General features: G+C 30.0%; 11 protein-coding genes. 4 read left to right on the top strand and 7 right to left on the bottom strand.

What is annotated here, in order from left to right; all coding sequences use genetic code 11:
• Positions 1 to 49: 49 nt before the first annotated feature.
• The 4 genes from AAON49_RS14430 to AAON49_RS14300 all read right to left on the bottom strand — a co-directional run bounded on the left by AAON49_RS14430 (position 50) and on the right by AAON49_RS14300 (position 4,581).
• The gene (locus AAON49_RS14430; protein ID WP_502942997.1) at positions 50 to 151 is read right to left on the bottom strand and encodes a PfkB family carbohydrate kinase; all 102 of its coding nucleotides are present in this window, start codon (positions 149 to 151) and stop codon (positions 50 to 52) included.
• A gap of 671 nt (positions 152 to 822) precedes the next feature.
• The gene (locus AAON49_RS14310) at positions 823 to 1,608 is read right to left on the bottom strand and encodes a hypothetical protein (RefSeq protein ID WP_349555557.1); all 786 of its coding nucleotides are present in this window, start codon (positions 1,606 to 1,608) and stop codon (positions 823 to 825) included.
• An 8-nt stretch (positions 1,609 to 1,616) separates the two neighbouring features.
• Positions 1,617 to 2,720 (bottom strand): hypothetical protein, encoded by a 1,104-nt coding sequence (locus AAON49_RS14305; protein ID WP_349555556.1) that lies wholly within the window; start codon positions 2,718 to 2,720, stop codon positions 1,617 to 1,619.
• Entirely contained in the window at positions 2,713 to 4,581 is a 1,869-nt protein-coding gene (locus AAON49_RS14300) for an ATP-binding protein (RefSeq protein WP_349555554.1), read from the bottom strand. The genes AAON49_RS14305 and AAON49_RS14300 overlap by 8 nt, the downstream gene beginning before the upstream one ends.
• 637 nt (positions 4,582 to 5,218) lie before the next feature.
• Between AAON49_RS14300 and AAON49_RS14295 the strand changes: the two genes are divergently transcribed.
• Complete coding sequence (locus tag AAON49_RS14295) at positions 5,219 to 5,578, top strand: DUF7222 domain-containing protein (RefSeq protein WP_349555552.1); 360 nt, start codon at positions 5,219 to 5,221, stop codon at positions 5,576 to 5,578.
• A 394-nt stretch (positions 5,579 to 5,972) separates the two neighbouring features.
• Here the strand turns inward: AAON49_RS14295 and AAON49_RS14290 are convergent, their stop codons facing one another.
• Positions 5,973 to 7,253, bottom strand: coding sequence for a phage integrase SAM-like domain-containing protein (locus tag AAON49_RS14290; RefSeq protein ID WP_349555550.1), 1,281 nt, complete (start codon positions 7,251 to 7,253; stop codon positions 5,973 to 5,975).
• A gap of 347 nt (positions 7,254 to 7,600) precedes the next feature.
• Here AAON49_RS14290 and AAON49_RS14285 point away from each other — a divergent pair, with 347 nt between their 5' ends.
• On the top strand, positions 7,601 to 8,680 hold the full coding sequence (locus AAON49_RS14285; protein ID WP_349555548.1) for a glycosyltransferase: 1,080 nt from the start codon (positions 7,601 to 7,603) through the stop codon (positions 8,678 to 8,680).
• A gap of 4 nt (positions 8,681 to 8,684) precedes the next feature.
• Here the strand turns inward: AAON49_RS14285 and AAON49_RS14280 are convergent, their stop codons facing one another.
• Positions 8,685 to 9,503, bottom strand: a complete 819-nt coding sequence (locus AAON49_RS14280; RefSeq protein ID WP_349555547.1) for a 2OG-Fe(II) oxygenase — start codon at positions 9,501 to 9,503, stop codon at positions 8,685 to 8,687.
• A 60-nt stretch (positions 9,504 to 9,563) separates the two neighbouring features.
• On the opposite strand from AAON49_RS14280, the gene AAON49_RS14275 reads away from it, so the two are divergent.
• Positions 9,564 to 10,679 carry a glycosyltransferase gene (locus AAON49_RS14275; protein ID WP_349555545.1) on the top strand — a complete coding sequence of 372 codons (1,116 nt, stop codon included), beginning with the start codon at positions 9,564 to 9,566 and terminating at the stop codon, positions 10,677 to 10,679.
• Here AAON49_RS14275 and AAON49_RS14270 read toward each other — a convergent pair.
• Positions 10,676 to 11,362 (bottom strand): cell division ATP-binding protein FtsE, encoded by a 687-nt coding sequence (locus AAON49_RS14270; RefSeq protein WP_349555544.1) that lies wholly within the window; start codon positions 11,360 to 11,362, stop codon positions 10,676 to 10,678. The two genes, AAON49_RS14275 and AAON49_RS14270, sit on opposite strands and share 4 nt — an antisense overlap.
• Positions 11,363 to 11,550: 188 nt before the next feature.
• Between AAON49_RS14270 and AAON49_RS14265 the strand changes: the two genes are divergently transcribed.
• A complete protein-coding gene (locus AAON49_RS14265; protein WP_349555543.1) occupies positions 11,551 to 14,589 on the top strand; it encodes a tetratricopeptide repeat protein in 3,039 nt (1,012 codons plus the stop codon).

Genomic DNA, 14,589 nt, shown 5'->3' with positions numbered 1-14,589 from the left:
GAAAGGCCTTCATGAGCAATAAACAATCCTGTAACAATGATTGCATATCTCAGGCAAGCAAGGTATCGTAACCATTATCAAAAGCATACAAATATCCTGAAAAGAAGGAATCTCCTGCGCCATTGGTATTTACCATTTGATAGGAATTGATAATAGGAACATCAAACCACTCAACTTATGTAGTTAAGGCTGAAACTCCTTCTTTGGTATGTGTACAAACGACCAACTTCTTTCAATTGACTCTTTAGAACAACGAAACTTGTTTTTGTTTGAAAAATATAAGTTAGACCCTAAGACTCTGTCATAATGTAAATTAAAAAGAAACCCACTCAATATTGAGTGGGAAAAATTGCTATGAAAAAGAAAAAGTGGAGATGTTTCTCCGATTCAAATGTAATGTTTTTCAATTACAATTAAGTTGAAAATTAGGTCTTGTTTATAAAAACTCATAGTTTTGAAGTGCTGCCAGTTTTTATTCAAAGAAACAATCTCTTTACCAAGACTGAATTATATAGTGATAGGCAAGATTATTTATAAACGTAATACATAATATAATGCTTAAGGAAAATCAATTTATATTTCACAAAGATGGAGATAATTAGGCAGGTGCTTATGTAGACTTAGTGAGGTTTAAAGAGTCTAAAATTATTTATACTACTTACTTTAGTCATGTTTTTTTGTGAGTTACTACATGATTGGTTTAAGGTACTTAAGATGCCTTATCTTTTTACTTTTATTCCAAATGAATCAGTAATAGAGAATAATCTATTTTTACAGAGTAAAACACCAAAAATCAAGAATAAGGAATTATGAAAAATAAAGTTATACCTCACCAAAGATTTTTTCAGCAAAATTAACTTCAATATTTAAGTCATCAAATCTTTTACTTTCCCAATGGTTCGCTACACAAATAAAATAAGGCCTCCACAATCTTTGCTTAGAAGTCGATATGATTTTTTTATATTGATTTGAATCGGTTAGATTTTTAACCCTGACTCCGTAAAAGTTTTTTAGCACAAAATCTATAGATAAAATTATATCAAGAGGCGGATGGTATATTCTTGGAGTATTCGCGAGAAGGACATTTCCAAAATTAAAATCACTACTTTTTGTTAGAACAAATCCCCCCATATTAAAGTGATATTCAGGATGAATAAAACCTTTACCTCGTCCATCTTCTTCATTGTAATTTCTAATATGTTTGTCCAGATGCCAAGACATCTTATAATTTTCTAAATCATCAACAGTTTTCCCATAAGTAACAAACTGAACACCGTAAACAACGTTTCTATCTTGGATTATCGAGTCACATATCGAATTTACAGTATAAGATTTTTCTGTTATGGATATTTTTAATTCTAAAATTATCTCTTTAACATTTTGCAGGATTTGTTCAGGTATTTTTAAATCCTTTTTATTAATATTTTTAAACCTTAACTTAGTATTTAATTTCCAATTATTCTGATCATTTAATTTCTTATTTAATTCTGTCATCAGACTATCTAACCCTTCAATCTGAATTTTAGATTTTTTCAAATCTTTTAGGAGAATTATAAATCTTGAAATGTTTGAAAAAACGTTAGATGCTTTAAATGCTACTTTTGCCATAATCTGAATTAAACGTTATCTTCAAAATAAGACTTTAACCTTTCTTCTTCATATGGAAGTAAAGCATTCCAAGACTCACCTCTGAATGTCTCATCTTTAGCCTCTTCCAAACAAATATACCCTTTATCTTGCCATGAATAATGCTGGTGTTCATCAATTATAAATCCATCCATTTCAGCCAAAGGCACACCTGTCGCACGACAAACTGTCCAAAACTCTTTGCTATCAGCACCAAAACTCAATTCTTGCTCATTTAGAGAATCTTTCAGGTTTTCATATTTAGTTTCTAGATATTGAATCCTCTCTTGAGCACTAAGAAACTTTAACGTAGTCCCATCAAAATTTTCACTCCACCACTCTTCTATTAAGTCGCTCCACCATCTTTCAACACTAGATAAGACGCCTTTGTATTTGAAAAGTGACAACTCTTTCTTTAAACTACCCCACCCTTCAGAATCACTTTTAATACCTAATCTAGCAACAAGAACGTCCTCTCCTATCAATACGCCATTTTTATTTATAACTTCTTTATTTAAGAATTGAACAGTTTCGTGAGGTTGCTTTTCTTTTATCTCATTAATCTTTCTAAGTAAACCACTATCAATTTTCAATTGTTCCGCTTCAGAAAGGCCAAGAACCTCCTCGATTCCAACATTTTTCTTAGCTAAAATTTCATACGACTCAATTAGTGATAACAAAAAATCTTCTTTATCTTCTAGGTGATTTTTTTCAAAAACACCATCAAATAAATCTTCACTTGTAGTATCCTTTTGATGAATAGAGTTAAATCCAGGTTGAGAAGAACAAAGAATTATTGGAAAACTTTTATTAAAACCTCTTCCATTTACTTTATCAACCTGCAGCCTTCTACAATGCTGAGCTAAAGCTTCAGATGAAAAATCTGCATTAGAATCTTCGGAAGCATCTAGCCTCCAATCAAGTATTAATCCATCAAATGTAGCTTCATTATCTAATAGATAAGCAATTATCTCTTTCCAGGGCTCTTCTCTTCTAACTATAATTGATAAAGATTCACTTTCTAAATTTTCTTTTACCTGATCAGCAGTTCTTGGTGTATCATCAAAATATAAATATGTTATGTGTTTAGACATTCGCAGGTAAAATTATTTTAATACAAGTATTATATTCTCCCTCTAAAGGATTTGAGACCTGAATTGATCCATTATATGAAGAAATAATTTTCTGCACAATATATAAACCAAGACCGGTGCCAGAATTATCTTTAACATCTAAATTTTCTGAATTAATAGGATTAGAAGTTGTATAAAAAGGCAAAAAAATCTTTTCCTTTATGTCATCCGAAATACCATCTCCATTGTCAGAAAATTCAAAATGAATTTGGGAATTAATTTCCTCAACCTTAAGCAATATTTTACCACTGCTAATACTTTTATTTCTTCTTATAGCTTTCTTTGAATTTGTATAGAGGTTGAATAAAATTGAAAGCCATTCTGACGGATGCATTGGACAAGTAAAAAGATATTGATTTACGAATTTTTTAGCGATTTTGATATTAGCTTTGTTACTATTATTTTCAATCTGCCTAAAAAACGAATTGACGGTTATCTTTAAATTTATTGGCGAAATTTCCCTTTTAGTATTTTGCGATACAGAAGCTCTAAAATAAGCTGTGTAAGACTGGTATGCTAAAAAAGCTTCCTCTAATTCGTCTACTTTACCTAAAAGTAGGCTATCAATTATTTTTTTCTTTAAAAATTTTATTCGGCTTTTAAATACTGTGTCAAATTGCTCAATTTCGTGAACAAATTCACCTATCACTAAGCCTATTCCCGCAAGAACCCTTAACATTCCGTTTTCCTTGATTTTTTCCTCAAACTCTATCTTTGTGGCGTCAATTTGTTTTGGTAACTCTCTTAAGAAAGACTCTAGATATTCATCTTTATCAGGGTCATCTAATCTAATTTTCTGCTGCAGTTCAATGATCGATTTTTTTATGTCATCGAAATGTTCTCTTTTATATTCAAGCATCTCTAAATCTTCATTTAATCGACGCTCTCTATTCTTCTTAGTTTCTATAAACTTATCCGCACTAGCTATGCGAAGCATCGAAACTTGTAATGTTTTATAGACAAATTCCTGTAATTCTTTAAAAGTGTAATCTTCAATTAGACCTTCCCTACTAGCTGTTTCTTCAAAATTGGATTTATCATCTTCACTATTAATTATTTCTATAAAACCAAATAAATTTTGATTACCAAATGGGATATTAATACCTGATTCTGCCCTGAGCTTATTTAATTTTCTGTCAATATTTAACCAATCATTTCCTATTTCTCCATAAGGATATACTCGAAAACCATTTCTATATAACTTCACGCCACTAGATTCATCTGCAATTTTTTGGATACTCTTAAGTTCCAGACTAGTGAAGTCATTATCTAAATCATAATACTCTGGTCTATTATAAATAAAATAATACGCTTTGAAATGAATATTATTTAATTTGGAGAATTTTTCAACTAAGTCCTTGTCTTTACCAGAAGAAATTGGAATTTTTTTATCATCTAATTCAAATTTTTCGCTCCTAATAGAACAAAAACCACACATATCCTTGTCTACCCAACCCTCTATAGTAGCTATTGCTTTGTTGAATAAGATTTTTTCTGGAGCCATAACTTCAGTAACCTCACCATTCTCATTAGTTTTCCTAAAACAATAGACTGTAAATGAATTATCGCCACTTTTTTTAGTAGCTATGTTTAAGTTATTAGATCTATCTGATAAAAAGTCTGGCTGCAATAAATTTGAAATATATCTATAAACCCTTCTTATTTCGACATTTTCCCAAGCTTCTCTTAAATTTTCAATTGTTATTCTAGTACCGCTTTGATATTCTAAATCAGATGTTATATAAGAAACTTCATTTTTAATTTTACTAAGCTCTGTATCTATTAGATAAGAATCCCATTTAATAACTAATTTCAGAGCCATAGGCATCTTTTCGTTCTTAGTTATTATTGTTAACTTAGAGCCAAGACGTTGAGTAGAAAATCTACCTATTCCTTTTTTTCCCGCCTTTTTTCTTTTAAACCTTTTTACTTAAATGTATTTTGAACTTAATATCTATTAAACAAATGAAACAAAAAGCTTATCCATTTTTATTTTATCATTACTTCACTTGAGCTTGGGTTCTACTGTGGTTGATTTTTCCTCATAAAGCGAAAAATATATTAAAAATGTTACACAATTTTTCTAGAATTTCTATAACTTTTGGATGCAATAAAACGGTGACTTTCTTACTGGTCTTTTGCTGAATTAATTCGATGAATTTCATATTCCCTTTACTTACAAAGTCCTTTTTAGTTAATCTAAGCAAATCATTTACTCTTTGACCAAAATAGCATCCAATTAATAACCAATCTTTTGTAGAATCAAATTTTTCATCTTCAAATCTAGTTTCTGTAATTAATTCTAATTCATCAAAACAATAGAAATTTTATTAAAGTTAAATGTAATCAAACAGATTAAAATATGTGTTTTTTAATTACTAGCAATAATTTCATTAAAAAATGACTTCTTATTTTAGAACCAATAAGATTATTGAAAGCCTTAGATGTAAACAATAATTATGTCTAAATTAAGTAAAAAGGGGTTTTTAGAAAAACACAGTTCGTTTCCAAATTTTCATAAGAAATTACTGAAACAAGGAGGTGTAAAATGGAGGCTTCTAATAGAACACTCACAAGATTATTATGCAGTAGATAGCGGATCAGTTCCTGGGATGATTTATTATAAAGATACAGTATCTTTTGCAAAAAAGTATCATTTATCGATATTACAAATTCTAGATGAATTTGAATGTGCCTGTGGTAAATTGGCTAATAAACCAAGTCCACAGGATGAAACACAATATTATAATTGGCTTTCTTGGTTTTCCTGGGAATCTCTTATGAGTGAAGTGATTTCTTTTGTAGAAAATAGTAATTAAAAAAAGATGCAACGTTTGTTGCATCTTTTTTTAATTAGTTTCGTTAAATTTCTAAAACTACATATACTTGCAAGAACTCTAAATTCTGTTCTTATTAGTATTTAATTATAACTATTGGTAATCGTTGTAAAGTTGGTAAACCTCAACAATAGAAAATACTAAAATCATTAATTTATTGGTAAATATTTTTTTTAAAGCAACCTACTCTGAAACCCTTTATTGATAAGGGTTCACAAGAGATTAAAACGCAAAAAACAACACAAAATAAGTGATTTTAGAGAGGGGTGGGTAAGGGAATCTTGAAGTGTTTTTAAATTATAACTAATTGATTATAAGATATTTAACTTATATGCATTTTTAATGTTTACTACTTTTTAAAAAACTACTTATTTATTTATTTTAATTTCTCACTTTGCCAAATCTTTGCAAGTTGCACTCCATATTCAATTGGTTTTTTACCTATGTAACTTAGAAACATTTTTTCTGTTCCATGAGCAGTGATGTTCATTAGTAGAGGTGTCGGATATTTTTCCGCAGCATAAAAATTTGTTGCAAATGATCTTCTACAAATATGTGATGATACCAACTTATATTTTGGAAATTCTCCTACTTCAGTTCTTCCTGATTTTTTATTTCTTAGTTTACCTTTGGTTAATTTTGTTAGCCCTGCAATTTCACAAACTTCTTTTATATACTTATTAAATAATGCTGAATTACTTCCTTCATTAAAACTAAACACTTTTGGAAATGCTCCTTTATTTGTATTTAGTATTTCTTTTACTTTTGGATGAACTGGTATTTGAACTAATTTTCCTGTTTTCTTTTGATGTAAAACTATAAATTCAAAACTTTGAATTGTGTCTATCATCTCAATATTCATTCGTAATAAATCTGATACTCTTTGCCCCGTATAACATCCAATAACTAACCAGTCCCTAGCACCTTTTAAATTAATATCATTTAGTTTTGCTTTTTGAATCTGCTTGATTTCCTCAAAAGAAAGTGTGATTTTGTAAGTTTCTGCTGAGAAGCCTTTAAAGTGAATCAGCTTTGGACTTACCTCCACCCCATTCTTCTGAGCGTCAAAACAAATTGTTTTTACTTCTTTTAAATATTTACCTATTGTTCCTTCTGATAGTTTTTCTTCAGTATCCAAAAACTCGATAAATTTTTCTCTAAAATTTAAATCAACATCTTTAACTTTTAGCTTTTTATTGATAGATTTTTGAAACTTAATTAATTTATTTTGAATTGTAATCCTTTTCTTTATGGTAGCTTCTGATACCCCCCTTTTTCCTGTTGATGAAGTACTATTTTTTAAACGATCTATAAATTTTTGGGTATAGGGAATTAAATAATCCGTTTCAGTTTCTTCAACTTCTCCAAAATGCTCTCCAATAGTTTTTGCTAACCACGAAGAAGTAATTTCTATTCCTTCAGATTTTGAAATATTTAAATTCTTTAAAACAAAAATTTCTAGATTTTTTAAGTCTACTTTCAAGTTTTTGTTTGAAGGATTATTTGCTTTTGGAAATCCAGAAGTTGAACTCCAATCTTTGGCATTAATAGTGTATCCAGTTTTTCTTTTAAAAGATTCTGATTTATTTAAAGATAATCTCAAGTATATTTGAGAGCTTTCTGATTTAGATTGTAAAATAAATTTTATCGTTGCCATTTTTAATTTTTATGCAAAGATAGATTTAGTCAGCATTTAGTCAGCAATTTCTTTATCTTATTTTATCCCATTTTACTAAACTAACTTATTTTTTATCCATATAGCTGTTATTCAGTACATTATGACTTTACAGAAAACAAATAGAATGAAATATAATAAAGTATTATAGTCTCGGCGTCTCCACATTCTTAAAATAATGTTAAAGTGAAAAAGATCTGTAAGAGATTATAATATATGTCGTCTTACTTTATGATAAGATCCTCTTATCATTCTTTTTCATAGCAATTTTTCCCACTCATTTATGAGTGGGTTTTTTGTTTTATCTTGCTTCTTCTAATACTCCTTTTTTGAAAAGAATTGTTGTTTCTGTCTCAAATGATTTAGTAACCGACCAACGTGTCGCTAAAATCTGTCGTACTCTTCACGAATTGGATTATGAAATCTTATTAATTGGTAGAAAAAACTATTCTCCTTTTGTAGTGAATAGAGATTATAAAACTAAAAGAATGAGAATGCTTTTCAACAAAGGTTTCTTATTCTATGCCGAACTCAACATTAGATTGTTCTTTTTGCTTTTTTTTACAAAAAAGGATATTCTATTTTCTAATGATTTGGATACCTTACTACCCAACTACTTAGTTTCTAAAATTCAAGGAAAAGAATTGATTTTTGATAGCCATGAGTTGTTTTCAGAAATTCCAGAACTTACCAATAGAAAATTCGTAAAAAGTGTTTGGCATCGACTCGAAAAATGGATGCTTCCAAAACTTAAAAAAGTAATTACCGTTAGCGATTCTATAAAAAAGCATTATCAGGATTTATACAAAATTCAAGTAACCGTGGTAAGAAATTTACCAGATTTACAAGAAATAAATCAGAATCCATTTCCCTTTTCCATAAAAGGAAAAACAGTAATCGTCTATCAAGGAGCTATTAATGTTGGAAGAGGATTGGAATTAATGATAGGCACAATGAAGCTTCTCGAAAATCATTTATTAGTTATTATTGGAACTGGGGATATTATTGATGTTTTAGAAGCTAAAGTTCTTAACGAAAAGCTTGAAAATTCAGTGAAATTTATGGGAAAAATACTTCCCGAAGATTTAAAACGTCTTACTTCTAATGCTGACATAGGTATTAGTCTTGAGGAAGATTTAGGATTGAATTATAGGTATGCTTTACCCAATAAAGTCTTTGACTATATTCATGCAGAAATACCTGTAATTGCATCGGATTTACCAGAAATGAAAAAACTTATTCAAAAGTACCAAGTTGGTGAGATCATCAAAGAACGAACTTCAGAGGAGTTAGCAAAACTAATTGAGGAAGTAGCACAAAAAGATTACACAAAAGCATTATCTGTTGCCAAACAAGAACTCAACTGGTCTCGTGAAAAAGTTAAACTAATCAAACTACTTCAATCTTAAAATACTACTTTTTGTATTGATGCTTATTTTCTCGAATTCCTTTTTTTATTACTTTTCTCAAAGAATTCCTCAAAAAACTATCGCATTGCAATACAATGTTTTTTAGTTTTTCAGAAGGTCTACCTCTGAAGGTAGTTACATGAAAAGAATCTGTTTTTTTTAAAGGTGATTTTGAAAAATAATAATTAGACACACAACATCTAATCCTATCTGAACGCACTTTACTTACCGAGTGCCATGACTTATCGTGAGTAGCCATAACAACCAACCTGTTAAACTTACTTTCTATAGTGATGGGTTCATTTTTCACTCCTTCAGGCCATAATTCTAAATTCCCTCCGTTTTCTAATTTCCAATCTGGTGTAACATAATAGAGAAGGTTTAACACTCTCCAACGATTAATGTCTTTATCATGAGAATTATCTAAGTGAGGGTTTAAAAAATTGTCTTGTCTCATCAAAGAAATTCCTCCAGCATATAAATTCTCATCAGGTTCTAGATGTTCAATATCACAAAGTTTAGCAATTTTGTCTACAACAGTTTTTTCTTGAAACGCATAAATTACTTCCTCAAGAAGAGTATTAAATTCATTCATTTGATACCCCACATGTTTATGCTCACGTAATGTGTGTTTCTTTACAGTATTATCTAAATTAGGAAATGAATCAAATATCTGATGAACAAGTTCTATGGGTAACACATTATCAAGAATAAAATACCCAATCTCATCTTTAGTTTTGCTAAATTGATCTTTAAGGTCTTGTTTGTTTTCTTCCAGAGTGTTTAGAAGCAACTGCGATATATCATGTCTTTTTATGTACAATCCTATAAATTTTACTCTTCGATAAAAGTATTCATTTTTTAAATTCTATTTTTGTCTTAAATGAAAAAAACGCTACACCTGATTTCTTTTGACATCCCCTATCCTCCAAAATATGGTGGCGTTATTGATGTTTTCTATAAAATAAAAGCCTTAAAAGCTTTAGATATAGATGTTATTTTACATTGTTTTCAGTATGGAAAACCTGAGCAAACCAAATTGAATAAGTTTTGCAGCAAAGTGTATTATTACAAAAGAAATTCTTTTGTTAGCAGTATGCTTTCTAATGGTTACCCTTTTATTGTAAAAAGTAGAGGGAATGATGAATTAATTTACAATTTAAAACAAGACCACAACCCAATTCTTTTTGATGGATTGCATACTACTTACATTTTAAACCTTCACAATTTTAGCGACCGAAAACTCTTTTTAAGAGCTCATAATGTAGAACATCAATTTTACAAAGGGTTAGCAAAAAGTGAATCTAATATCTTTAAACGCAATTTTTTTAAGCAAGAATCAAAAAAACTTAAGAAGTACGAAGCCATCTTACATCAAATGGATGCCATTTTTTCCATATCACCTTTAGAACAGGAATACTTTTTTAAAAAATATGGCGATAAGTGTTATTATATTCCTGCATTTCATGATGCTCAAGTTCACACTAGATATAACTCAAAAGGAAAATTTGTTTTGTATCATGGAAATATTGTAGTCTCTGAAAATGTGAAAGCAGCGCTTTTTTTAATTGATGTTTATAAAGACTCAGAATACCAATTGGTTATTGCCAGCAGTTATTTTAATGACGAAGTAACTAAAGAAATCTTGAAATATGATAATATTGTTTTTCATAGCTTAGAAAAAGAAGTCGATTTAAACCGCCTCTTTGAAAATGCTCATATCAATGTACTTCCTACATTTCAAAATACAGGTATAAAATTAAAGCTACTAAACACTTTATATCAAGGGAAATTTGTGATTGCTAATGATTTTATGATAGACCAAACTGGCTTAGAATCGCTTTGTGAAAAGGCTAATACCAAGGCTGAGTTTCTTCAAAAAACAAAAGAACTTTTTCAACAAGAATTTACCAAAGATATGCTTGTTAAACGAGAAAATATTCTTAACAATTTTAATCCAAAAACTGGAGCTCAAAAAATAATTGATGTTATTTTTTAACTGGCAGTTTCAATAGCCATTTCAAACAATTCTCCTCCTTCACACTTTATAGTTTTTTGCTTGAATTTCACAATAAGAGCGTAATCATGAGTAGCCATTAAAATACTTTTACCACTTTGATGGATTTGATTTAGAAGCTCCATCACTTCAAGCGAAGTCTTAGGGTCTAGATTCCCAGTAGGTTCATCGGCTAAAATTAAATCTGGGTCATTTAACAAAGCTCTAGCTATAGCTACTCGCTGTTGCTCTCCTCCAGACAGCTCAAATGGTTTTTTGTAGTATTGAGTTTTCATTCCTACATTTTCTAGAACCTCTTCTATCTTTTGCTTGATCTCTTCTTTATCTTTCCAACCTGTTGCTTTTAAAACAAATGATAAATTATCAAAAACTGTTCTATCATTTAATAGTTTGAAATCCTGAAATACAATTCCAATTTTTCTTCGTAAAAAAGGAATCTCTTTTTCTTTAAGTTTTTTCAAATCAAACCCCACAATAGATCCAATTCCTCTTTGCAATTTCAGGTCTCCGTATAATGTTTTCATCAAACTACTTTTTCCACTTCCGGTTTTTCCTATAAGGTAATACCATTCTCCTTTCTTAACATTCAAATTCACCTTCGATAGCACTAAATTATCTCTTTGATAAATGTCTGCGTTCTCTAGATGTAAAATCGAATCTTCCATGAAATTGTTATTTCTACAAACCTACACATTTTTCTTGATAAGATTACCTTAGATTTCCCCACTGAAATCAAGGAAAGAATAAAATCTATTGTTATTTTTGAAATAGGGTTTGAACATTTTTTTCGTTGAGAAATCCAACAAAATATCAAATCGTGCGTTATCTTTTGTAAATAGCAAAAAACTCTCTAATGAAAAATCGCTTTTTTTATCACAAACTAACCATCCTGTTTTTTACTATTCTTTCTGTAAATATTTTTGCACAGCAATCTGAAATTGATGTAAATCTTTTAGCTGATTACAATCATGCATTAAAGCTTTTTAATAGCAAAGCATATGCTGCTGCGCAAAAGACATTTGTAGAAGTATCTGAAAACTCAGAAGATAGAATGCGTTTAAAAGCAGATGCAGATTATTATGATGCTATGTGTGCCATTCGTCTTAATCAAACTGATGCAGATAAAAAAGTGTTGACTTTTGTTGATAATCATCCTAATAGCAACAAAAAAGACAAAGCTTACTTTAATGTTGGCAACTATTATTTTGCTAACAAAAGAGCTGCTTATGCATTAAAATGGTATTCTAAAGTAAACAATGATGCACTTTCCGAAGCCAATAAAAAAGAATTAGATTTTAAAATGGGATATGCTTTTCTTTCTACAAGAAACTTATCTCTGGCGAGAAACAGATTTGCAAAACTTGTTAATGACCCAAAATATGGTAATGATTCTCGATACTATTTCGGTTATATTGCCTACAAACAAGAAGATTATGATATTGCAGAAAAAACTTTACAAGAAATAGCTGATGAACAAGCTTATAAAAGTGAAGTAACATACTACTTATTAGATATTAGCTTTAAGGCTGGACGTTTTGAAAAATGTATTCAGGTAGGAAAACAGTTATTAGAAAAAGCTAAACCAAAAGATCAGTCTGAAATTTCTAAGATTGTTGGAGAAAGTTACTTCAATTTAAAACAATACGAAGAGGCTATTCCATATTTAAGAGCCTATCGTGGAAAAAAAGGAAAATGGAATAATACTGATTATTATCAATTGGGATATGCTTACTTTAAACAGAATGATTTTGAAAATGCCGTAAGCAATTTCAATAAAATTATTGACGAAAAAAATAATGTTTCACAAAAAGCATATTACAACTTAGGTGAGTGTTACTTATACCTAGAAAAGAAATCCGAAGCACTAAATGCTTTTAAAAGTGCTAGTGAAATGAATTTCGATTTGAAAGTAAAAGAAGATGCAGCGCTAAACTATGCGAAACTGAGTTATGAAGAAGGGAATCCATATAAGAGTGTTGCAGAAGTGTTGCAAGATTTCTTAAGAACCTATCCTAAAAATCCTAGTTATAATGAAATTAATGGATTAGTTGTTACTTCTTATTTATACCAACAAGATTATCAAGGAGCTTTAGATTATTTAGCGAAAAATAAGAGCAAACAAAATGAAGAACTAACCTATGAGGTTTCTTATTACAGAGGTATTCAACTTTTCAATGAAAACAAAGTACAAGAATCACTACCCTATTTATTACAAGGAATTAAATCTATTGATAGTAATATTAAAGCAAAATCTCAATACTGGAATGCTGAAGCAAATTATCGCCTTGGAAATTTCCAAGAAGCTTTAGATAGGTTTGTTGATTTTAGAGCAAATCCAACTGCAAAAGAAACAGAAGAATACGCTCAAATAGACTATAACATTGGATATAGCTATTTCAAATTAAAAGATTACTCTAATGCAGTAAAATCATTTCAAGTTTTTATTCAAACTCAGAATGAAGACTTAAGCATGAATGATGATGCAATTATCAGAGCTGGTGATTGTTATTTTGCTACAAAAGATTATAAAAATGCTATTAACTCATACCGTGTTGTTGTAGATCAAGTCGGAACTGGAGCTGACTATGCCCAATATCAAATGGGAATGAGTTACGGTTTTTTAGATGACAATACTTCAAAAGTTAATGAACTTGAAACCCTACTAACCAACTTTGAGCTTTCTAACTTTAGAGACGATGCTCTATTTCAATTGGGAAGCACTTATTCTGCGCTAAAGGACAATGAAAAATCACACGGAGCTTATAAAAGATTGTTTCAAAATCACCCGAGAAGCTCATACAACCCAAGAGCATTGTTAAGAGATGGCCTATTGTATTACAACGATAATGAGAATGAAAAAGCACTGAACAATTACAAAGATATTGTAGCCAAATTTCCCAATTCTCCTGAAGCTAAAGAAGCCGTTTCCAATGCAAGAAATGTATATGTAGATATTGGAAAAGTTGATGAGTATGCTACTTGGATAAAAGACATTGACTTTGTAAATGTTCCCAATGCTGAATTGGATAACGACACCTATGAATCTGCAGAAACTAAGTTTGAAGAAAACGATGTTCCTGAAGCGATTAATAGATTTCAAAAATATATTCAAGCTTTCCCAAATGGAATCAATGCTTTAAAAGCGAATTTCTATTTGGCGCAATTGCTTACAAAGTCTAATCAACAAGAAGATGCCATTACTCATTATCAATTTGTGGTGAATCAACCTCAAAGCGAATTTAGCGAAGAAGCCATCAACAAGTTATCTCAGATTTTATTAGAAAAAGAAGATTGGGCGAATGCTATTCCGCTCTTAGAAAGGTTAGAACAAGAAGCCAATTTTCCACAAAACATCTTGTATGCACAAAGCAACTTAATGAAAGGTTACTATCAGTCTGGAACTTATGAAAAGGCTGTTACCTATGCAGAGAAAATTCTTTTACAGGATAAGTTAGAAGCTACAGTTGAATACGATGCTAAAATTATTATTGCTCGTTCAGCTTTTCAAACAGAAGATTATCCTAAGGCTGAAGAATTTTATCGTGAAGTTGAAAGAAATGCAAGAGGTGAATTAAAAGCTGAAGCTCTCTATTATAGTGCTTACTTTAAAAATGAGAATAAAAAATATGCAGAATCTAACAAGGTAATTCAGACCATAACCTCAGATTATTCTGCCTATAAATATTGGGGAGCCAAAAGTTTTATCATCATGGCAAAAAACTATTATGCTTTGGAAAACAATGACCCCTATCAAGCCACTTATATTTTAGAAAATATTATCAAGAATTTTACGCAATTCGATGATGTCATCAATGATGCAAAAAACGAATTGAAAAAAATCAAACTCAACGAAGCCAAGACCAATAATTCGGTAACAACTCCCAAAAACTAG

The sequence above is a fragment of the Pseudotenacibaculum sp. MALMAid0570 genome (assembly GCF_040151415.1).
Classification (GTDB): domain Bacteria; phylum Bacteroidota; class Bacteroidia; order Flavobacteriales; family Flavobacteriaceae; genus Polaribacter.
The sequence above is the reverse complement of the archived record's forward strand: the minus strand, read 5'-3'. Positions and strand labels throughout refer to the sequence as shown.